The 20,047-nt window shown below is 73.7% G+C and carries 18 protein-coding genes; 11 read left to right on the top strand and 7 right to left on the bottom strand.

The window, feature by feature from the left end; translation table 11 throughout:
* The first annotated feature begins 939 nt into the window (after positions 1-939).
* On the top strand, positions 940-1,395 hold the full coding sequence (locus AB0I73_RS25085; RefSeq protein WP_363040862.1) for an ATP-binding protein: 456 nt from the start codon (positions 940-942) through the stop codon (positions 1,393-1,395).
* 434 nt (positions 1,396-1,829) lie between these two features.
* On the opposite strand, the gene AB0I73_RS25080 is transcribed toward AB0I73_RS25085, so the two are convergent.
* Positions 1,830-2,939, bottom strand: a complete 1,110-nt coding sequence (locus tag AB0I73_RS25080) for a helix-turn-helix domain-containing protein (protein ID WP_363040860.1) — start codon at positions 2,937-2,939, stop codon at positions 1,830-1,832.
* 71 nt (positions 2,940-3,010) lie between these two features.
* Between AB0I73_RS25080 and AB0I73_RS25075 the strand changes: the two genes are divergently transcribed.
* A complete protein-coding gene (locus AB0I73_RS25075) occupies positions 3,011-4,354 on the top strand; it encodes an MFS transporter (RefSeq protein ID WP_363040858.1) in 1,344 nt (447 codons plus the stop codon).
* Between the two features lie 81 nt (positions 4,355-4,435).
* On the opposite strand, the gene AB0I73_RS25070 is transcribed toward AB0I73_RS25075, so the two are convergent.
* The gene (locus AB0I73_RS25070; protein ID WP_363040856.1) at positions 4,436-5,638 is read right to left on the bottom strand and encodes an NAD(P)/FAD-dependent oxidoreductase; all 1,203 of its coding nucleotides are present in this window, start codon (positions 5,636-5,638) and stop codon (positions 4,436-4,438) included.
* Between the two features lie 147 nt (positions 5,639-5,785).
* On the opposite strand from AB0I73_RS25070, the gene AB0I73_RS25065 reads away from it, so the two are divergent.
* Entirely contained in the window at positions 5,786-6,400 is a 615-nt protein-coding gene (locus AB0I73_RS25065) for a GNAT family N-acetyltransferase (protein ID WP_363040854.1), read from the top strand.
* A gap of 39 nt (positions 6,401-6,439) precedes the next feature.
* Here AB0I73_RS25065 and AB0I73_RS25060 read toward each other — a convergent pair whose 3' ends face one another.
* Together AB0I73_RS25060 and AB0I73_RS25055 are read right to left on the bottom strand one after the other, a co-directional pair.
* Entirely contained in the window at positions 6,440-7,108 is a 669-nt protein-coding gene (locus AB0I73_RS25060) for a pyridoxal 5'-phosphate synthase (RefSeq protein WP_363040852.1), read from the bottom strand.
* A gap of 174 nt (positions 7,109-7,282) precedes the next feature.
* On the bottom strand, positions 7,283-7,918 hold the full coding sequence (locus AB0I73_RS25055; RefSeq protein WP_363040864.1) for a TetR family transcriptional regulator: 636 nt from the start codon (positions 7,916-7,918) through the stop codon (positions 7,283-7,285).
* A gap of 134 nt (positions 7,919-8,052) precedes the next feature.
* On the opposite strand from AB0I73_RS25055, the gene AB0I73_RS25050 reads away from it, so the two are divergent.
* From AB0I73_RS25050 to AB0I73_RS25040, 3 genes are all read left to right on the top strand, one after another.
* Positions 8,053-8,913, top strand: coding sequence for a VOC family protein (locus AB0I73_RS25050; protein ID WP_363040850.1), 861 nt, complete (start codon positions 8,053-8,055; stop codon positions 8,911-8,913).
* 205 nt (positions 8,914-9,118) lie between these two features.
* Entirely contained in the window at positions 9,119-11,485 is a 2,367-nt protein-coding gene (locus AB0I73_RS25045; protein WP_363040848.1) for a serine/threonine-protein kinase, read from the top strand.
* Positions 11,486-11,591: 106 nt separating this feature from the next.
* The gene (locus tag AB0I73_RS25040) at positions 11,592-12,155 is read left to right on the top strand and encodes a hypothetical protein (protein ID WP_363040846.1); all 564 of its coding nucleotides are present in this window, start codon (positions 11,592-11,594) and stop codon (positions 12,153-12,155) included.
* Between the two features lie 122 nt (positions 12,156-12,277).
* On the opposite strand, the gene AB0I73_RS25035 is transcribed toward AB0I73_RS25040, so the two are convergent.
* The gene (locus AB0I73_RS25035) at positions 12,278-12,484 is read right to left on the bottom strand and encodes a hypothetical protein (RefSeq protein WP_363040844.1); all 207 of its coding nucleotides are present in this window, start codon (positions 12,482-12,484) and stop codon (positions 12,278-12,280) included.
* A 205-nt stretch (positions 12,485-12,689) separates the two neighbouring features.
* The gene (locus AB0I73_RS25030; protein ID WP_363040843.1) at positions 12,690-13,463 is read right to left on the bottom strand and encodes a UbiA family prenyltransferase; all 774 of its coding nucleotides are present in this window, start codon (positions 13,461-13,463) and stop codon (positions 12,690-12,692) included.
* Positions 13,464-13,590: 127 nt separating this feature from the next.
* On the opposite strand from AB0I73_RS25030, the gene AB0I73_RS25025 reads away from it, so the two are divergent.
* The 3 genes from AB0I73_RS25025 to AB0I73_RS25015 are packed head-to-tail and all read left to right on the top strand — an operon-like array spanning position 13,591 to position 16,372.
* Entirely contained in the window at positions 13,591-14,814 is a 1,224-nt protein-coding gene (locus tag AB0I73_RS25025; protein ID WP_363040841.1) for a 3-oxoacyl-[acyl-carrier-protein] synthase III C-terminal domain-containing protein, read from the top strand.
* Entirely contained in the window at positions 14,811-15,344 is a 534-nt protein-coding gene (locus AB0I73_RS25020; RefSeq protein ID WP_363040839.1) for an isoprenylcysteine carboxylmethyltransferase family protein, read from the top strand. Before AB0I73_RS25025 ends, AB0I73_RS25020 begins: the two co-directional genes overlap by 4 nt.
* The gene (locus tag AB0I73_RS25015; protein WP_363040837.1) at positions 15,341-16,372 is read left to right on the top strand and encodes an NAD(P)/FAD-dependent oxidoreductase; all 1,032 of its coding nucleotides are present in this window, start codon (positions 15,341-15,343) and stop codon (positions 16,370-16,372) included. Before AB0I73_RS25020 ends, AB0I73_RS25015 begins: the two co-directional genes overlap by 4 nt.
* Positions 16,373-16,414: 42 nt before the next feature.
* Here the strand turns inward: AB0I73_RS25015 and AB0I73_RS25010 are convergent, their stop codons facing one another.
* On the bottom strand, positions 16,415-17,638 hold the full coding sequence (locus AB0I73_RS25010) for a helix-turn-helix domain-containing protein (protein WP_363040835.1): 1,224 nt from the start codon (positions 17,636-17,638) through the stop codon (positions 16,415-16,417).
* Between the two features lie 125 nt (positions 17,639-17,763).
* On the opposite strand from AB0I73_RS25010, the gene AB0I73_RS25005 reads away from it, so the two are divergent.
* Positions 17,764-18,342, top strand: a complete 579-nt coding sequence (locus AB0I73_RS25005; RefSeq protein ID WP_363040833.1) for an urease subunit gamma — start codon at positions 17,764-17,766, stop codon at positions 18,340-18,342.
* Positions 18,339-20,027 (top strand): urease subunit alpha, encoded by a 1,689-nt coding sequence (locus AB0I73_RS25000; RefSeq protein ID WP_363040831.1) that lies wholly within the window; start codon positions 18,339-18,341, stop codon positions 20,025-20,027. Before AB0I73_RS25005 ends, AB0I73_RS25000 begins: the two co-directional genes overlap by 4 nt.
* Positions 20,028-20,047 lie beyond the last annotated feature (20 nt).

Below are 20,047 nucleotides of genomic sequence, written 5' to 3'. Positions count from 1 at the left end.
GTGTTGGGCGGGTTCTTGTTGGCTCCGGGGGGCCCCCCCTTAACCGCCCCCCCCCTCTTGCGGCGGTTTATCCACGCCCCGCGCCCCCCCCCCCCCCCGGCCCCCCCCCGCCCGGGGACGTACTCGAGTGGCTTCAGCGCCTTCCGCGGGGGCGGCGCCCGCGTGCGGGTGCGGGCCGACGGCGCAACACGCCCGGAGCCGTGAACGGTTCGGCCGCGGCCGATCGGGACCTTCCGGACGGTGGCCCGGCCGGTGCGCCGGGATGCCGACCCGCGCGGAGAGCCCCCGCGCCGCCGCCCGCGGGACGGCCGTCACCGTCTACCCCGCGGGCGCCACGGCGGCCCGGCTGCCCGCGAAAAGACCTGGATGCGGACTCAACGTGCGGAAACGGTGACGGAGGGTGAGCATGTGCCTGCCGTCGAACCGCCCGCCGGAACGGCCTGCTCCGCCTCCCCGTCTGCGACGTCCCGGAGCGCTTCCGCTCGGATGTCGCGGATCGTGGCACAAGGGGGTCACGGAGCGTTGATGCCGTGTTGTGTCCTGGGCGTGACTCGTCACGGCCCGGAGTCGGCCGCCCGCTCCGGTACCTTGTGTGGGATGCGAGTGGTCGTGAGCGCGCACAGCGCGGGAGTCGCCTTCGGAGCGGCCCCGGAAATGTCAGCGTCTGCCACTGTTCGCCGTGCGACCGGGCCTCCCACCGCCGCCTGTTCGGCCGGCCGGGGTGGGCGTCGCACAGTATGCCGCACGAGTACTCCTTCGCGCTGGAATATGCCCGAAGCGCTTGTTGACGTGACTGTACGTCAACCATGCTGTCCCACAAGGGACTCACGTTCCGTGACCCCTGTCCCGGCCGTTGTTCTGGCCATGCAGAGAATGGCTACGATCGTGGCCCTCGTGAGGCGCGAGTCCAAGTGTCCGCCGGTTCGGATGGTGTGAGCGGTGCAGGTGCTTCAAGTGCAACTGGAGATCCGGCCCGACCCCGCTGAGGTGGGGCGGGCCCGGCAGTGGACCCGCTCACGCCTGGCCGGGTCGGGGATGGAGGTCGACGAGCCGCTGTCCGAGACGCTGATCCTTCTCGTCTCGGAGCTCGTCACCAACGCCGTCGTGCACACCGGCTGTCCGGCCGTGCTGAGGCTTTCCCTGAGGGGTGCGGCGGCGGGCGAGGCCACGGTCCGCCTGGAGGTGGCCGACCGGAGCAGCAGCGCGCCGGTGCCGCGCTGTGTGGGCGGCGAGGCGACCGGTGGGCGCGGGCTCGCCCTCGTCGACGGCCTGGCGGACCGCTGGGGGTGGAGTTCCGACGGCACCGGCAAGCGCATCTGGTGCGAACTGGACCGCGGCACGGCCGCGCGGGAGTCCGCCCCGGCCTGTGGCGGGGTCGCGTACGAGGCGGTGTAGGGCGCGGGGGAGTCGGCGGGTGGGCGCGCGGCCGTGCCGGCATACCGGTGCACGGATGCACGGGGGGACGGTCTCGCGGGCCAGGGTGTGAGCCGGTGCGCCGGGTGTGCTTCCGTGCGCGGCGACGAATAACCGGGCATATGGCGCAGAGGTGTCTGTAAGGCCTTGAATCGGCGTTGACGTGCCGTGACCGCTTGATCACTCTGTTCGTCAGCGATTCGCTGCGAGGGGACGGCGAGGGCTTCGGCGACGGGAGTCCTCGGCGAGTGTGGGTCGCGACTGCGGCGTCGGTTCCCTGTGGTCGAGGGGAACCCGGGGAGGGAGCGCCGGAGTCGGAAGGCGGTGCGGTGCCGCCGTGCTCGGGACCGAGCGGCGCCGTGCCGCCGTCGCCGTCGGGGGCGATCGCCGTCGTCGTTGTCGGTGCCGCGGCCGAATCAGGGTCCTGGGGCGGTGGAGCCCTGGAGTTCCGCAGGGCGGCGGCCGGTTCCTCCACAGGCTGTGGACAACTTTTCGGACCGGGGCGCGCCCTCGTCTCCGTCCCGGAACGTCCTCCGGTACGCGGACGGCGTCACCCCCAGCGCCGCCTGGAAGTGCTGCCGCAGTGACTGGGCGGTACCGAAACCGGCGTCACCGGCCACCCGGTCCATGGACAGGTCCGTGGACTCCAGCAGGTGCCGGGCCCGCTCCACCCGCTGCCGGGTGAGCCACTGCCCCGGACTGACGCCGGTCTCCGCACGGAAGCGGCGGGTGAAGGTGCGTACCGACATCGCCTCCTGGGCGGCCATGTCGCGCAGCTGGATCGGCTCGTGCAGCCGGCCCAGCGCCCAGGCGCGGGCGCCCGTCGTGGACGTCTGCCGCTGATCGGGCACCGGCCGCTCGACGTACTGCGCCTGCCCGCCGTCGCGGTGCGGCGGTACGACCGTGCGGCGGGCCACGTCGTTGGCCACGGCGACACCGTGGTCGCGCCGCACCATGTGCAGGCACAGGTCGATACCGGCCGCGACGCCGGCGGAGGTCAGGATGTCGCCGTCGTCGACGAACAGCACGTTCGGGTCGACGTCGACGCGGGGGAAGAGCCGCTGGAAGCGCTCGGCGTCCGCCCAGTGCGTGGTCGCGGGGCGGCCGTCGAGGAGGCCGGCGGCGGCGAGGACGTAGACGCCGGTGCAGATGGAGGCGAGCCGGGTGCCGGGGCGGACGCGGGCGAGGGCGGCGGCCAGTTCGCCGGTCAGTTCGCCCCGCTCGTACACCGGGCCGAGCTCGTAGGAGGCCGGGACGATCACCGTGTCGGCGGTGGCGAGGGCCTCCGGGCCGTGGACGACGTGGACGGCGAAGTCGGCGTCGGTCCGGACCGGTCCGGGCGGCCGGACGGAGCAGGTGACCACCTCGTACAGCGGCCGCCCCGCGGCGTCCCCGGGGCGGCCGAAGATGCGGTGCGGGATGCCCAACTCGAAGGGGAGCAGCCCGTCCAGGGCGAGGACGACGACACGATGGGGCCTGAAGGTGCCGGCGCCCGGGACGCTGGAGGTGGAGCCCGCCGAGTTCATGGCCCGATCCTAGCGAACGCTGTCCTTCGGGCCACTCGATGCGGCAGGCCGGTTTCCGGAAGCTCTATGGCGTGACCCAGACAAGCAGGACGGCCGACGCCGTGGAGCGTCCCGGCGACGGGCTGCGACAGCGCGCCCTTCGGTTCCGGTCCCCTCGCCCCCGCATCCACCGCGCGTGGTTCGTCGCCGCCGTCACGTTCGTGACGATCATCGGGGCCGCCGCCTTCCGCTCGGTGCCGGGACTGTTCATCGACCCGCTGAACGAGGAGTTCGGCTGGTCACGAGGGACCATCGGCGCCGCGGTCTCCGTCAACCTCGCGCTGTACGGGCTCACCGCCCCCTTCGCGGCGGCACTGATGGACCGCTACGGCATCCGGCGGGTCGTCGCGGTGGCGCTGACCGTGATCGCGCTCGGCTCCGGGCTGACGGTGTGGATGACGGCGGCGTGGCAACTCCTGCTGTGCTGGGGCCTGCTGGTGGGCCTGGGCTCCGGCTCCATGGCGCTGGCGTTCGCCGCGACCGTCACCGACCGCTGGTTCGCCGCACGCCGGGGTCTGGTCACGGGCATCCTCACCGCGGCGTCCGCGTCCGGACAGCTGATCTTCCTCCCCGTGCTGTCCTGGATCGTCGAGCGGCACGACTGGCGCCCGGCGGCCGTCACGGTGGCGCTCGCCGCACTCGCGGCCGTCCCCTTCGTCTGGCTGCTGCTGCACGACCACCCGGCCGACGTGGGCCACAAGCCGTACGGCGCAACGGAGTTCGTGCCCAAGCCCGCGCCCGTCCCCGGCGCCGCCCGGCGCGCGCTCAAGGTGCTGGCCTCGGCGGTGCGCACGGGCCCGTTCTGGCTGCTCGCGGGCACCTTCGCGATCTGCGGCGCCTCCACGAACGGCCTGATCCAGACCCACTTCGTGCCCGCGTCCCACGACCACGGCATGCCGATCACCGCCGCCGCCTCCCTGCTGGCCGTCATCGGTGTGTTCGACGTCGTCGGCACGGTGGCCTCCGGCTGGTTCACCGACCGCTTCGACGCGCGCCGCCTGCTCGCCGTCTATTACGCCCTGCGCGGCGTCTCCCTGCTCTTCCTGCCCATCCTCCTGGCCCCCACGGTCCAGCCCCCGATGGTCTTCTTCATCGTCTTCTACGGCCTCGACTGGGTCGCCACCGTCCCGCCCACCCTCGCGCTGTGCCGCGAGCACTACGGCGACGACAGCCCGATCGTCTTCGGCTGGGTCCTCGCCTCCCACCAGATCGGCGCCGCCCTCGTCGCCTTCCTCGGCGGTGCCGCACGGGACGTCTTCGGCTCGTACGACGTGGTCTGGTACGCCTCCGGCGCCCTGTGCGCGACAGCGGCCCTGATGGCCCTGGTCATCCGGCGCCGACCGGCGGCCGGTGCTGCGACCGTGCAGTCGGGGTAGCCGGAGTGGTCGCAGTGGTCGGGGCGCTGGACTGACGGGACGTCAGCAAAGGCCGGTGCGGACCCAGTTGATGATCGGAAGTCATCGGGGGAGCCGGGAGATTCCCGGTGCCCCGCGGCGGGTCACCGCCTTGGCTATCTTCTCCGCGTCGATGGCCAGCTCGCGGAGGTTGCCGCTGATGGGGTTGGTGAAGCCGGTGAAGTACAGGCCGGGGGCGCGGGGCGGGGTGCCGGCGCCGCGGGCCACCGGTCTGCCCCGGTCGTCGAGGACGCCGAGGTGGCCGACGAGACCCTCCAGGCCGCGGGCGTACCCGGTGGCCGCGATCACCGCGTCGGGGCCGACGCGGGTGCCGTCGGCGAGGGTGACCTCGCCGTCCTCGAACCCCGTCACGGCGGCCACGATCTCCACCCTGCCCCGCCGTACGGCGTCGACCAGTCCGACGTCCTGTACGGGGATGGCACCCTCCAGCACCCTGCTGTAGAGGCCCTTGTCGGGGCGCGGCAGGCCCTGGGCCGAGAGGTCGGGCAGCGCCACCCTGGCCTGCGCCCGGGACAGCCGGTCCACGAGCCCGACCGGCAGCCGGCGCACCAGGACGGCCGAGTGCTGGGCGGGCCAGCCCGCGGTCGAGCGGCGCACGATGTGCGGCACGGTACGGACCGACAGCCGCACCCGGGAGGCGCCGCCCTCCACCAGGTCGACGGCGATCTCCGCGCCCGTGTTGCCGATGCCCGCGACGAGGACGTCCCGGTCGACGAAGGGCTTCGCGTTGCGGTACTCGGACGCGTGCAGGAACTCGCCGGTGTAGGTCTCCCGGCCGGGCCAGTCGGGCAGGCGGGGCGTGTGGTTGAAGCCGGTGGCGATCACGACCGCGGCGCAGGTCAGCTCGCGGCCGCCGGTGGCGCGCAGCAGCCAGCCCGTGTCGTCGGCGGTGCGCTCGACGCGGGAGACCTCGACACCGGTGACGATCTCGAGGCGGTGGTGCTCGGCGTACTTCTCCAGGTACCGGACCATGTCGGCGCGGGCCACCCACCGCCCGAACCGGCGCGGTATCGGCAGACCGGGCAGCGCGGACAGGCGCCGCGTGGTGTGCAGGCGCAGCCGGTCGTAGTGGCGCCGCCAGGAAGCTCCCACGTGTTCGGACCGTTCCAGGACGACGGCCCGCACGCCCCGGGCGCGCAGCGAGTACGCGACGGCGAGGCCGCCGGGACCACCGCCGACGACGTAGACGGGGCGGTCTTCCCGAGGCGGTGCGGTGGGGTTCGGGGGCGTGGTGGAGTCGGCCATGAGCGCGAGCGTAATCACGCACCAGGTTGATGGGTATCGGTCAAGACCGGAATTGGTTGCGGATTGATCACGTCTGTAGGTACAGGGGGAGGTCGAGTGACGGAAATTCTCGTGTCCCGGCCGGCCGTGCAGGTTTGAATGACCCGTATGGCTGATACGCATGCGCACCCGCACTCCTTGCGGTCCCTCCCCGAACTCCACGGCCACGGCCTGCACCTGAGCCCCTGGGACCCGGCGTCCCGGTCCGACGCCGAGGTGTGGCTGCGCGGCACCACGGACCCGGAGTTCAACCGCTGGAACACCCCGCTCCGGCCGGTCACGGACGTCGCGGGCGCCCGGGAGGCGCTGCGCAGGAGGGCGCAGTGGACCGAGGACGGCACGACCGTGTCCTTCCGGATCGCCGACGCGGACACCGGTACGCCGCTGGGGCACATCGGTGTCAACGACGTCCGGCCGGTGCAGGGGCTGGGCATGGTCGGCTACTGGGTGCTGCCCGAGGCCCGCCGCCGGGGCGTGGCCACCCGGGCGCTGCTGCTCGCCGCGCGGTGGGCGTTCACCGAACTCGGCCTGCACCGGCTCGAACTGGACCACGCGGTCGAACACGAGGTGTCCTGCCGGATCGCCGAACGGTGCGGGTTCCTTGCCGAGGGGGTCCTGCGCGAGGCGATGTTCGCGGAGGGCAGCCACGACGCCTTCCGCGACTCCCACCTGCACGCCCGCCTCGCCACGGACCCGGAGCCGGCCCCACCGAAGGGCTGCTGAAGTCCCACGGAAGGCTCGTCGAAGGCCCCGCCGCGGACCTCACGGCCAGAGCAGTTCCCGCGTCCAGCCCTCCCCGGGCGGGCGGCGGTAGCGCAGCCGGGTGTGACGGCGGAGGGCGTCGCCCTGGAAGAACTCCACCTCGTCCGGGCGCAGGCGGTACAGGGTCCAGGAAGGAACCGGGGCGTCCGGCTCCCGCCGGGCCCGCTCCCAGGCGGTCTCCGAGGCTCGGGCCAGTTCCCCGGGCGAGCCGAGGACCTCGCTCTGACGGCCGGTGAGCGCGGCGGCCAGTGCCCCGGTGGAACGGGCGTGCAGGTCGGCCTGCGCCTCCTCGGCCGGGGCGGTGCCGACGGGCCCGCGGACCCGGACCTGGCGGCCCAGCGCCGACCAGTAGAAGGCCAGCGCGGCATACGGGCGGGCGGCGAGGTGACCGCCCTTGCGGCTGTGGGCGTGGGTCGCGAAGGACCAGCCGTCCGCGTCCGCGCCGTGCAGCGTCACGATCCGTACGTCGGGCAGCCCCTCGGCGTCCGCCGTGGCCAGCGACATGGTGTGCGGCTCGGGCTGACCGGCCGCCACCGCCTCGGCGAACCACCGGGTGAACAGCGGCAGCGGCTCGGCGGGGGTGGCGGCCCGGTCCAGTTCCGGCAGGTCGGTGACCTCCGGATCCCACACCCGCAGTGACTTCAGCAGCTCATGGAGATCGGTTCCCATGTCCCGAGTCTGCCCGGACGTGTCCGAGGCGGCAGTCCGGCAGCCGGGTCGACGGCGGGACCGGCGAGGTGTCGTGACATGCGACAGGCGGTGGCTCACCGGGGTGAACCACCGCCTGCCTGACAGGACGTGAAGTGCGAAAGGGATGATAGGGGAAGTGTCGTCGGCATCCGCCTACCTCGTCGGCTTCTTGCCGGTGACGCCCAGGTGGACCAGCAGGGCCAAGTTGGGTTTGAGTTCGGCCTGCTTCACGCCCCAGGAGGTGAAACCTTTCTGGTGCAGTGCGACCGCCGCGAGCATGGCGACCAGGGAACCGGCCACCGCGGCCGGGTTCACGTCCTTGTCGACCCGGCCCTTGGACCGCAACTCGGCGACGGCGTCCGTGAGGGAGCTGTTCACCGAGTTGAGGACCTTCATACGGATCTTGTAAAAGCGCTTGTCGCCCTCGGCGGCGCCGAGATCGACGACTCGCAGGATCGCGTCGTTCTTCCGCCAGAAGTCCAGAAAACCGTCGACAAGTTCCTGTGCCGTCTGCCAGCCCGCCTTGCCGACCCAGGAGCGGCCCTCCAGGAGCTCGCTCAACCCGGCGCTGTCGGCGGCCACTTGGTCGGCGATCTCGAGAACGGCGCCCTCGACGTCCGGGAAGTACTGGTAGAAGGTCGCGGGCGAAGTCCCCGCCCTGCGGGCGACATCGATGACTTTGACATCCCGGTAGGGGGAGGAGCTGAGCATCTCGCTGAGGCAGTCGAGCAGCTTCTGCCGGGTCGCCTGCCCACGCCGACCGGCCACGCGGCCGTCGACGGTACGCACTTGTCCTGTCATGACGTCAGCTTACCGACGGGTGATCGGAGCGCGATTCGGCCGACTGCAAATGGGGTGTGCGGGCTCTCGGCGCCTGGTGTGCCTGGTCTGCGCGGTGCGTACGGCACGGCTAGTTTGGCTGCATGGCCGAAAACGCCGAAAACGCTGGAAACGCTGGAAACAGAGCATCGGAGTACCCGGAGGGCACCCCTTGCTGGGTCGATGCGCAGCTTCCCGACGTGGAGGCGGGCAAGCGGTTCTACGGCGAACTCTTCGAGTGGACGTTCGAAGACCAGCCCGAGCAGCCCGAGTGGCCCGCCCCGGCCTCGCGGCCCGCGCCGTCGGGGCCGTCGGGCTCAGCGCAGGCTTCCCCGCCCCTGGGAACCGTGCGGGCGCTGCTCGACGGTGAGCCGGTGGCGTCCCTCGCGCACAAGACGGACGGCCGGCTCCCCACCGTCTGGACGGTGTCCTTCGCGACCCCGGACGTCGGCGCGCTGTGCCGACGGATCGTCGCGGCCGGCGGACAGCTCGTCTCGGCGCCGCGTCCGGTCGGCGAACTCGGCGTCACCGCACTCGTCACCGACCCCGAGGATGCCGTGTTCGCCCTGTGGCAGCCCGGTGACCGCCCCGGCTTCGGGCGTCGGCACGAGCGGGGGAGCTTCGCCTGGGCCGAGCTCTACACCCGGGACACCGAGGCGGCCGACGCCTTCTACGGCGGTCTCTTCCACGACGCCCTGTTCGGTGAGGGCGCCGAGCCCGACTTCGGCCGTGCCCCGGTCTCCGACGTCTTCCCGGCCGAGATGCCGCCCCACTTCCTCGTCCACTTCGCCGTCGAGGATCCCGAGGCCACCATGGCGGAGGTGACCCGGCTCGGCGGCCGCGTCCAGGTCCCGCCCTTCGACGCCTCCTACGGCACGGTGGCCGTGGTCACCGACGACCAGGGCGCGTCCTTCGCCCTCCTGGCCCGCCGACCCGGACGACCCGCTGACCCGCTGACCCGCTGACCGGTCGTCCCGGGGGTTCTCGGCCTCCCGTCCGCCCCGTTATTTTGCATATGAGACTAGACACCCCCTATGTCGTCGGGTTCGCAACCGGCGCCCCGGACAGGAACAATCGGGGGGCGTGCCGCCACGGGGCTGCGGTGGTGAGACGCTGCACTTCGGTCGCGTACAGGTGGTGGCGCGACTCGTACGGGGAGGTGGCAGGCAAGTGGTGGATCAGCTGACGCAGCACGATCCGCGGCGTATCGGGCCGTTCGAGGTGCTGGGACGGCTGGGGGCCGGCGGGATGGGGCTGGTCTATCTCGCGCGCTCGGCGTCCGGGCGGCGCGTGGCGATCAAGACCGTCCGGACCGAGCTGGCCGAGGACCAGCTGTTCCGCGTCCGCTTCACCCGCGAGGTGGAGGCGGCCCGCGCGGTCTCCGGGTTCTACACCGCGGCCGTGGTGGACGCCGATCCGCGGGCCGCCGTGCCGTGGCTGGCCACCGCGTACGTCCCCGCCCCCTCCCTCGAGGAGATAGTGAACGAGTGCGGGCCGATGCCGGCCCAGGCGGTGCGCTGGCTGGCGGCCGGGGTGGCGGAGGCGCTGCACTCCATCCACGGCGCCGGACTCGTCCACCGCGACCTCAAGCCGTCCAACGTCCTCGTCGTCGAGGACGGCCCCCGGGTGATCGACTTCGGTATCGCCTCCGGCGTGTCGAACACCCGTCTGACGATGACGAACGTCGCCGTCGGCACCCCCGCCTACATGTCCCCCGAGCAGGCCAAGGACTCCCGCAGCGTCACCGGCGCCAGCGACGTGTTCTCGCTCGGTTCCACCCTGGTCTTCGCGGCCACCGGGCACGCCCCGTTCCACGGGGCGAACCCGGTCGAGACGGTCTTCATGCTGCTGCGCGAGGGCCCGGACCTGGAGGGCCTCCCGGACGAACTGCGTCCGCTGATCGAGTCCTGCATGCAGATGGAGGCCCCGGCCCGGCCCAGCCCCGCCGACCTCCAGTCCCAGCTCGCCCCGCACCTGTTCGGCTCCGGCTCCGACGACAGCGGCACGGCCTCCGCGTGGCTGCCCGAGCGGGCGGTGAGCCTGATCGAGGGACGCCGGGGCGGCCGGCCGCCCGCCCGTCCCGCCCCCACGGGGGGCCGCAGCCTCAGCGCCGCCCGCCCCCCGGTCCCGCCCCCGCCCGCGCACGACCCCGTGATCCCGCCGCCGCACCCGCCCGTGCCGGTCGGCGCCCCCGACACCGGCCCGGTCCGGCTGGCCGGCGTCTCGGTGCCCATCGGCCCCGGCCCGCGCGTCGCCGACGTCCGCGCCGCCGCCGTCAAGGCGCCCCCGCCGGAGGCCGCCCTCGCCGCCTCCTGGTCCAAGCCCCGTCCCGGCGTCAACGGCGCCGACCCCGCCGTCCCCGCGATCGTGGCGCCGCCCGTGCCGCCCCTGCCGCCGGAGCAGCCGAGCGGCTGGCGGCCGTGGCGTTTCCGGATGTCCAACGACGTCTGGGGCACCCCCTCCGTCGCCGACGACCTCGTCTACGTCACCTCCTTCGAGGTGCACGCCCTCGACGTGGCCACCGGCCGCCGCCGGTTCAAGACCCGGGACGTCGCCTGGTCGATGGCGGTCGCCGACGGCCGCATCCACGCATCCGACGGCCCCACCCTGTTCGCCCTGGACGCCCGTGAGGGCGGCGATCTGTGGCGGCTTTCCACGGACGCCTGGGTGTACTCCCTCCAGGCCGACCACGGCACCGTCGTCACCGGCACCCGGGGCGGCGGCGTCCAGGCGTGGGAGGCCTCCACCGGCCGGAAGCTGTGGGAGGCCACCGGCTGCCAGACCGACTTCGAGACCCCGGAGGCCGGCCCCGCCGTCCACGAGGGAACGGTCTACGTCTGGCAGGACGCCCGCCTGCGCGCCCTGGACGCCCGCACGGGCGACGAGCGCTGGTCGTACCCCATCGGCGACGCGGCCTCCTGCGGCGGCGTCCCGGTCCGCCTCACCCACGCCCCCGACGGGTACGTGTACGTCTCCGCGGGCACCCGCGTCCTCGCCCTGGACGTCGCCGGCGGGCACGTCCGCTGGCACTTCGAGGCGCCGGCGGTCTTCCTCTCGCAGCCCACCTTCGTCTCCGGTCCGGCGGTCACCGGCGGAGGCGTCTACCTCGCCGACTACCTCGGCACGGTCTACGCCCTCGACGCCACCGACGGCCGCGACCGCTGGCGCATCGCCACCGAGGCCCGCGCCTCGATCGAACCGGTCCTGGTCGCCGCGGGCCACGTCCACGTCGGCAGCGGCAGGGGCCTCTACACACTGGACGCCGTCACCGGCACGCCCAAGTGGCGCTTCCAGGCCGGCGGCGACATCGTGGGCGCCCCCGCGGTCGCCGAGGGCCGCATCCACTTCGGCTCCACGGACCACCTGCTCTACACGCTGAAGGCCGACGACGGCCGCCTGAGATGGAAACTGGCGACCGGCGGTGAGATCACCGGCTCCCCGGTCGTCCGGGACGGCGTCGTCTACGCGTGCAGCAAGGACCGCTGCGTCTACGCCCTGGACGCGGAGAAGGGGACGGGCACGGCACGTACGACGTGACGGCGGGGCCCTGCCGCGGGGCCCGCCGACCCCGCCGCCCCGGCGGGTACGCGGCGGTCGCCCAGCAGTGACGTGCTCGTGACAGGGGGTGGCTAGCCTGCCGGGCATGCGGTCACGGGGGAACACTCTCAAGCTCACAGCGGTGGCGGCGCTGGTCGTCCTCACCCTCACCGGCTTCTCGACCGGACGCGGTCACGGCCGCGGCGGCGGGGACGACGGTGGCGGGTGCAGCAGTTCGTCGCAGAACCACGACTCGTCGTCGAGGTCCGGCGGAGGAAGCCACCGCGACTACGACGATGACGACTACGACGACGATTACTACTACGACGACCACGACGACGCCGACGCGGGTGGCGGCAGCACCGGCGGGAGCAGCGGGGGCTCGTCCCCGTCCCTCCGGGACGCGACCGTGGAACTGCTGAGCTGCGCCTCGAAGACGGTCCCGTACGCGACCGTCCGCGTCACCAACCCCAACGCCGTCGACGGCGTCTTCACCGTCACCGTCGCCTTCAGGGACAGGGCCGGGCGCACGGTCGCCTCCCCGGCGCAGCGGGTCTCCGTGGCCGCCGACGGTACGGCGACCGCGCGGGTGAAGGTCGCCGGCGACCCCGAACGTGCCGCCCGGGTTTCCACCTGCGCCCCCGACCGGTACGCCCCGGGCACCCGCTGACCCGCCCGGCCCCGCGCGAGCCCCGGGCGAGGCCGGCGGACGGGGCGTGCGCACACGGCTGGGCCGCGACGGCTCCCCCTCCGCGCCGTCGCGGCCCAGCTGTCTCCCCGTGCGGGTGCGGTCTACCGGGTCGGCTTGAACGGCTCCGACGTGGCGTGGATGTCCTTGGTCTCCAGGGGCTCGTCGGTGGCGTGGATGTCGCCCTGGGTGGTCGCTCCGCCGGCCTCTGCCTCAGGGGCCTTGGGGGCCTTCGGGTCCGCGCTCTTCGTGCCGAGCGGCTCCGAGGTGGCGTGGATGTCCTGCGGCTTGACGACCTGCTCGTCACTCATGATTCTTCGGTCTCCCCTGTGTGGTGTTCGTCGTCATGAGGCCCGCCCGGGCATTCCCCCGAGGACGACCGGACGGGCCTTTCAGCCGCTCGACCCGGGTGGGCCGGTACAGCGGCCTTCGGTGACGACCCGTCTGCCCCCCGACACGACGGATCGACTGACTCCACGATGGCGCCCGGCGATAAACGAATGATGAACGCCGGTGTCAGGAAGCCATGTCCGAGCCCCGGAGCAGGAGCTGCGCCACGGCCGTCCCGGCCACCACGACCGCCGCCCGGAACGGCCACCGACTCCGGTCCGCCGACGGTACCGCCGTACCCGCGACCGCGACGATCCCGCCCGCCGTCCCCAGCACCCACCCCGGCCTCCCCACCGCTCCGGGCGGCCCCGCGACGACCACCAGCACGGCCGCCGACATCACGCACGGAGCCAGCCACCGGCAGACCGGACGGCCCAGCCGGTGCGGCAGTCCGCGCACGCCGGTCGCCAGGTCGTCCTCGATGTCCGGAAGCACGTTCACCAGGTGCGCCCCCACACCCAGCAGCGCCCCCGCCGCCACCGCCCACCACGCGGGCCGGGACGACGACGGCAGACCGAGAACGACGAAGGCCGGCAGCGAGCCGAAGCCCACGGCGTAGGGCAGCGGCGAGAGCACCGTGTGCTTCCACCGCAGGTTGTAGGCCCAGCCCGCGGCCACGCCCGTGAGATGTGCCGCACCCGCCACGACGCCGCTCAGCAGCGACAGCGGTACGCACAACGCCAGGGCCGTCCCCGCCGCGGCGGCCGCCACCCGCGGCGGGAGCGTGCCGGCGGCGACCGGTTTGTCGCCCCGCCCGCAGTACGTGTCGCGCCGCGCGTCGACGGCGTCGTTGCACCAGCCCACCGAGAGCTGACCGGCCAGCACCGCCGCACCCATCGCCGCCGCTCCCGCCGGCCCGTGGCCCGCCGCCACGGCCAGAGCGGTCACGAACACCGTCACGGCGACCGTCGGCTCCGGATGACAGGAACGCAGCAACACCGGGACCCGGCGCGTCGAGCGTCGGAGGGCCCCGGACGGGTGGAGAGACACATGCGCAAGGTAATCAGGCAGCCGATGCGGGGGAGGCATGACCGACATGCGTGTCCCCCTGATCGCCGACCATGCCCCCTCCCCGACCACCTCGACCTCCCCGACCGCCGTCCCGCGCCGGACGGCCGCGGCAGCCGCGCCGGACGTGCCGGCCGTGCCGTCTGTGATCGCCGCCGTCCACACCGCGCTGCCGCCGCACCGGTACGCCCAGGCCGACCTGACCGAGCCGATCGGCGACCTGTGCCTGTCCCCGGGCGCGGACCGCACCGTACTGCGCCGCCTGCACGCGTCCGCGGGCGTACGCACCCGGCACCTCGCCCTGCCGATCGAGCGGTACGCCGGTCTGAGGGACTTCGGGCTGCGCAACGACACCTGGCTGGCGGTCGGCCTCGAACTGGGCGAGGAAGCCCTCACCGGCGCACTGAAGCAGGCGGGGCTCGCACCGGCCGACGTCGACCTGCTGGTGTGCGCCTCCATCACCGGCGTCGCCGCCCCCTCGCTCGACGCCCGACTGGCGGGGCGCGTGGGGCTGCGGCCCGACGTCAAGCGGCTTCCGGTCTTCGGTCTGGGCTGTGTGGCGGGCGCCGCCGGCCTCGCGAGGGTGCACGACCACCTGCTCGGTCACCCCGACGACACCGCGGTGCTGCTCACCGTCGAACTGTGCTCGCTGACGCTCCAGCACCGGGACGACCGCCGCGCCAACCTGGTCGCCGGCGCCTTGTTCGGCGACGGCGCGGCGGCACTCGTCGCACGCGGCGCGGGCGCTGCCGACGGGCGGGGGAGCGAGGGCGGGAGGAACGACGGTGACCCGGACGCGGCCGGCCCCGCCCCCTCGGTGGTCGCCACACGCAGCCACCTCTACCCGGACACCGCACCGCTCCTCGGGTGGGACATCGGAGCCGGCGGCTTCCGCGTCGTGATCGACGCCGGGGTGCCCGGCGTCGTCCGCGACCACCTCGGCCGGCACGTGCGCGCCTTCCTCGCGGAACACGGCCTCACCACCGACGACATCGGGACCTGGGTGTGCCACCCGGGAGGCCCCAAGGTCCTCTCCGCCGTCACCGACGCCCTCGGCCTGCCCGGCGACGCCCTGGAGTCCGCGTGGCGCTCCCTCGCGACGGCGGGGAACATGTCCTCGGTCTCGGTCCTGCACATCCTGCAGGGCATCCGGGAAGCCCGCGGCCCCGAACCCGGCACCTGGGGCCTGCTCCTGGCGATGGGCCCGGGCTTCTGCTCCGAACTCGTCCTGCTGCGCTGGTGAGCGCCCCCGTGCAGTGGTGGTACGTCCTCCTGGTCCTCGCCGTCGCCGCCGAGCGCGTCGCCGAACTCGTCGTCGCCCGGCGCAACGCGGCCTGGACCCTCGCCCGCGCCGGTGTGGAGCACGGCCGGGGCCACTACCCCGTCATGGTCGCCCTGCACACGGGCCTGCTCGCGTGCTGCCTGCTCGAACCCGTGCTCCTCGCCGGCCGGCCGTTCCTGCCCGCTCTCGGCCTGCCCATGCTGGCGCTCGCCGTACTGGCCCAGGCCCTGCGCTGGTGGTGCGTCACCACCCTCGGCCCGTACTGGAACACCCGCGTCATCGTCGTCCCCGGAGCACGCCTGGTCGGGGCGGGCCCCTACCGTCTCCTGCGCCACCCCAACTACGTCGCGGTCGTCGTGGAGATCGTCGCGCTGCCCCTGGTGCACTCCGCATGGCTGACCGCGACGGCGTTCACCCTCGCCAACGCGATGCTGCTCACGGTCCGGATCCGCTGCGAGAACACGGCCCTCACCCGGGCGGTCCCCGCGTGAACGGCACCCACGACCTGCTGATCGTCGGAGGCGGACCCGCCGGCCTCGCCACCGCCCTGCACGCCGCGCGCGCCGGGCTCGACGCCGTCGTCGCCGAGCCCCGCCGGGCCCCGGTCGACAAGGCGTGCGGCGAGGGCCTGATGCCCGGTGCCGTCCGCGCGCTCGCCGCCCTCGGCCTGGACGTCCCCGGCCACCCCATCACCGGCGTCCGTTACGTCCAGGGCCCCCGCCGGGTCCAGGCCGCCTTCCGGTGCGGCCTCGGCCTCGGCGCCCGCCGCACCGGCCTGCACAGCGCCCTGCACCGGGCCGTCCTGGACGCGGGAGTGCCCGTACTGCCCCTGAAGGTGGGGGAGGTGCGGCAGGACACCACGGGCGTGACCGTCCCCGGCACCGGCCTGCGCGCCCGCTGGCTGATCGCCGCCGACGGTCTGCACTCACCCGTCCGCCGCTCCCTCGACCTGGACGTGCGGACCACGGGGACCCCCCGTTACGGCCTGCGCCGCCACTACGCGGTGCCCCCCTGGTCCCCCTACGTCGAAGTCCACTGGGGTCCCCACGCGGAGGCCTACGTCACCCCGCTCGGCCCCGACCTCGTGGGCGTCGCCCTCCTGACCACCCGGCGGGCCCCCTTCACCACCCACCTGCGGACGTTCCCCGAACTCGCCGCCCGTCTTCCCGCGCAAGCGGCCGTCACCGCGGTGCGCGGCGCCGGTCCACTGAGCCAACGAGCCCGTACCCGCGTCCACGGCCGGGTCCTCCTGGTCGGTGACGCCGCCGGCTACATCGACGCGCTGACCGGTGAGGGCATCACCCACGCCCTCACCGGCGCCGAGGCCCTGGTCGCCAACGTACGCCGGGGCACCCCGGGCCACTACGAGACCGACTGGAGACGAGCCACCCGCCGCCACCGCATCCTGACCCACCTCCTGGTCAGAGCCCGCCAACACCCCGCCCTCGCCCACCACATCACCCCCGCGGCCAGCCGCCTGCCCCACCTCTTCGCCGCAGCGGTGAACGCCCTGGCGTGAGCCCGGTCGCCGGAGCGGCAGGTGTCACACGGTCCGCGGGCGTCACCCGCCACGGCTGCGGGAGCACTGCAGGGCGAACAGGACGGTGGCCGCCTCCGTCGGCCTGGTGGGGTGGAGGCCGGTCAGCTCGGTGAACCGGCTCAGCCGGTTGAGCACCGTGTTGCGGTGGCAGTACAGGTCGCGGGTGACCGCCGCGACCGTCCCGGACTCGCAGTAGGCGACCACGGTGTCCAGCAGGCGCCCGCGCTCGTGCGGGGACAGCCGGTCCAGACCGGACAGCACCGAGTCGGCCAGCATCCCCGCGATCGGGCCCAGCCGTGCCGCGGCCACGGGCATCCATGCGTCGACCAGGGTCACCGGGCCGCCTCGCGCCGTGTCGCCGCCGTCCATCGTCATGGCGATCGCCTCGGTCACCCGCACCGCGTCGGGGACGCGGGCCAGTCCGCGCGCCACCGGGCCGACCGCGCACGCCACACCGTCCAGCCAGGCGGACGGGAGCGCGTCCGCTCCCTGCGGAAGCCTGGCCACGAGCACCAGCATGCCGTTGTGCTGCTGCAGGTGGGGGGAGTGACCCGTCAGCCGTGCCGTGACGGCCCGGCGCAGTTCCTCCTGCGACTCCGGCGGAGCCACCGCCACGGCGAAGTCCGACTGCGCGTTCACCTGGAGGAGGGTGGCCGCCTGGGCGACGAGTTGCTGGTCGCGGCCGTCCGAGGACAGCAGTCTGCCCATGAGCGCGGTCCGCTCCCGCTCCTGCTCGCGGGCCAGTACCGCGACCTGGTCCAGGTAGGCGGCGTGCACGTGCACGGTGTGGAACTCCACTGCCTCCCACACCCGCACCGCCCCGCGCGTCAGCTGCGGCAGGTCCTCCGGACGGGTGCGTTCCAGGAACGCGGTCCACAGCACGCGGAAGTCCATGCGCACCGCCTGCAGCAGCCGCTCCAGCGGCACGCCCTGGTGGGCGCGGCGGCGGCCCAGCCGCTCCGGAACCTCGCGCAGGTCCTCGGGCACCGGCAGGCCGCCGATCAGGCGCAGCAGCAGTTCGAAAGAGGCGCGGGCGGTGTCACGCAGGTCCTCGGGCGTGACCACGCCCTGGTAGTCGTCGAACGCGGAGACCTCCGGGACGTAGTGCTCGACCAGGTCGTCCAGGTCGTCCAGACAGTCGCGCACCAGCGTGCGCAGTTCGGGGGAGACCGACGCGCCGCCGTCGCCGGCGGGTCGGGCGGTGAGGGTGTGGGCGGGGCCGTCGATGTCCGGCGCATTGTGCATATGCCCATTATCACCGCTCCAGCACGGAGCGTTTCGGCATTGTTCATGCCCTCCTCACAGGGCATTGTGCTGTGCACGCCCCACCACGCGGCCAACGGGCCCGCACCATCTCGAGGGGAACACCCATGCATCTGACTCCACGCGAGCAGGAACGGCTGACGCTGTTCTCGGCCGCCGAACTCGCCCGGCGGCGGCTGGCCCGCGGCGCCCGGCTCGGTGCGACGGAGGCCGTCGCCCTGGTGTGCGACGAGATCCTGGAGATGGCCTGGGACGGGGTGCCGCTGGAGAACGTGGTCGAGCAGGCCCGGGACGTCGTCCCGCGCGAGCACCTGCTGCCGGGAGTCGCCGGGGCCGTGCCCGGCATCCAGGTGGAGGCGCTCTTCCCGCACGGCTCCACGCTGGTCCACGTCGCCGAGCCCTTCGGGCCGGCCGGGCCGACCGACCCCGGCGCCGTACTGGCCGCCGAGGGCGAGACGGACCTGGCTCCCGGTCGGCCGCGCAGGGAACTGGAGATCACCAACCGGGGCGCCCGCGCGGTGTGGCTCTCCTCCCACTTCCCCCTGGAGGAGGCCAACACCGCCCTGGAGTTCGACCGCGAGGCCGCCCGCGGCCACCGGCTGGACGTCCCGGCCGGCTCCTCCGAGCGGTTCGAGCCCGGTGCGACCCGCACCGTCACCGTCGTGGCACGAGGAGGAGACCGATGAACCGGATGTCCCGGCGCGCGTACGCGTCCGTGTACGGCCCGACCACCGGCGACCGGATCCGGCTGGCCGACACCGACCTGTGGGTACGGGTCGACGCCGACGACACCGAGCCCGGCGAGGAGATGCTCGGCGGCTGCGGCAAGACCACCCGCGACGGCCTGCTCGTGACCGGCCGCGCCCCGCGGGACAGCGCCCTGGACATGGTGATCCTCGGCGTGGTCGTCCTGGACCCGATGCTCGGCGTCCGCAAGACCAACATCGGCATCAAGGACGGCCGGATCGTCGGCGTCGGACGGGCCGGCAACCCGGAGAACAACGACGGCGTCGAACTCGTCGTCGACTCCCACACCGCGATGATCAACGGCCAGGGACTCCTCGCCACGGCCGGGGTCGTGGACTCCCACGTCCACCTCTCCAGCCCCGAGGTGGTGCCCGCGGCGCTCTCCGCCGGCGTCACCACCATGGTCGGCATGGGCATCGGCGGCGTGTGGGACGTCGGAGCCAACCCCGCGTACAACCTGCACAGTCTCATCGAGGGCTGGCGCGACGCCCCGGTCAACGTGGCGTTCCTCGCCCGCGGTTCCTCCTCCTCGCAGGAGCTGCTGGAGCGTGCGGTCCTCGCCGGCTCCGGCGGCTTCAAGATCCACGAGGACTGGGGGGCCACGCCCCGCATCGTCGACACCTGCCTGGGCGTCGCGGAGGACGCCGACCTGCCGGTCGCCCTGCACACCGACACCCTCAACGAGTCCGGATATCTGGCCGACACCCTCTCGGCGACCCGCGGACGCACCGTGCACGCCTACCACGTCGAGGGCGGCGGCGGTCACCCCGACCTGCTGGAGATCGTCTCCCAGCCGCACGTGCTGACCTCCTCCACCACCCCGACGCTGCCGCTGACCCCGGCCACCGTCGCCGAACTGCTGCCCATGACGATGACCGTCCACGGCGGACACCACGGGGTGGAGAGCGACGTGTCCATCGCGGCGAGCCGGGTGCGCGAGCACGCCATCGCCGCCGAGAACGCCCTGCACGACCTCGGCGCGATCAGCATCGTCAACTCCGACTCCATGGGCATGGGCCGCATCGCCGAGACCGCGCGCCGCACCTGGCAGCTCGCCCACGTCCAGGCCCACCTGGCCGGTCAGACCGGTCCGGACTTCGTCAACAACGAACGGGTACTGCGCTACCTGGCCAAGATCACGCTGAACCCCGCGATCGCCCACGGCATGGCCGCGGACGTCGGCTCCCTGCGGCCCGGCGGCATCGCCGACGTCGTGCTGTGGCGTCCCGCCACCTTCGGCGCGCAGCCCGAGCTGGTGCTCAAGTCCGGCTTCGTCGCCTGGGGGCTGACGGGCTCGGGCTCCGGCTCGACCCGGCTCACCCAGCCGCGCGTGATGAAACCGTACTTCGGCGGTCTGGGCGGAGCCCCGCGCCGGCTGTCCACGGTCTTCGTCTCCCAGGCCTGCCTCGACGACCGAGCCGCCGCCGACGCCCTCCCCGCGGGGGTGCGTTACACCGCCCTGCGCGACAGCCGTGGCCTGACCCGCGGCGACATGGTCGGCAACACCGCCGTACCGACGGTGCGGGTACCCACCACACCCGACGCGGTCCTCGTCGACGGCCGCCCGATCGACATCCACCACGCCGCCGACCTGCCACTGACCCGCCTGCAGAACCTGGCCTGAACCGGCCCCGCCCCGGGCAC

This window comes from Streptomyces sp. NPDC050388, from assembly GCF_040655635.1.
Taxonomy (GTDB): Bacteria; Actinomycetota; Actinomycetes; order Streptomycetales; family Streptomycetaceae; genus Streptomyces.
The sequence above is the reverse complement of the archived record's forward strand: the minus strand, read 5'-3'. Positions and strand labels throughout refer to the sequence as shown.

Bases quoted from the DNA above. Each gene is read 5' to 3' on its own strand.
- AB0I73_RS25050 (WP_363040850.1), top strand. From the start codon at position 8,053: ATGGCCGAAAACGCCGAAAACGCTGGAAACGCTGGAAACAGAGCATCG.
- AB0I73_RS25000 (WP_363040831.1), top strand. From the start codon at position 18,339: ATGAACCGGATGTCCCGGCGCGCGTACGCGTCCGTGTACGGCCCGACC.
- AB0I73_RS25005 (WP_363040833.1), top strand. From the start codon at position 17,764: ATGCATCTGACTCCACGCGAGCAGGAACGGCTGACGCTGTTCTCGGCC.
- AB0I73_RS25065 (WP_363040854.1), top strand. From the start codon at position 5,786: ATGGCTGATACGCATGCGCACCCGCACTCCTTGCGGTCCCTCCCCGAA.
- AB0I73_RS25060 (WP_363040852.1), bottom strand. From the start codon at position 7,108: ATGGGAACCGATCTCCATGAGCTGCTGAAGTCACTGCGGGTGTGGGAT.
- AB0I73_RS25040 (WP_363040846.1), top strand. From the start codon at position 11,592: ATGCGGTCACGGGGGAACACTCTCAAGCTCACAGCGGTGGCGGCGCTG.
- AB0I73_RS25070 (WP_363040856.1), bottom strand. From the start codon at position 5,638: ATGGCCGACTCCACCACGCCCCCGAACCCCACCGCACCGCCTCGGGAA.
- AB0I73_RS25010 (WP_363040835.1), bottom strand. From the start codon at position 17,638: ATGCACAATGCGCCGGACATCGACGGCCCCGCCCACACCCTCACCGCC.
- AB0I73_RS25035 (WP_363040844.1), bottom strand. From the start codon at position 12,484: ATGAGTGACGAGCAGGTCGTCAAGCCGCAGGACATCCACGCCACCTCG.
- AB0I73_RS25025 (WP_363040841.1), top strand. From the start codon at position 13,591: ATGACCGACATGCGTGTCCCCCTGATCGCCGACCATGCCCCCTCCCCG.
- AB0I73_RS25080 (WP_363040860.1), bottom strand. From the start codon at position 2,939: ATGAACTCGGCGGGCTCCACCTCCAGCGTCCCGGGCGCCGGCACCTTC.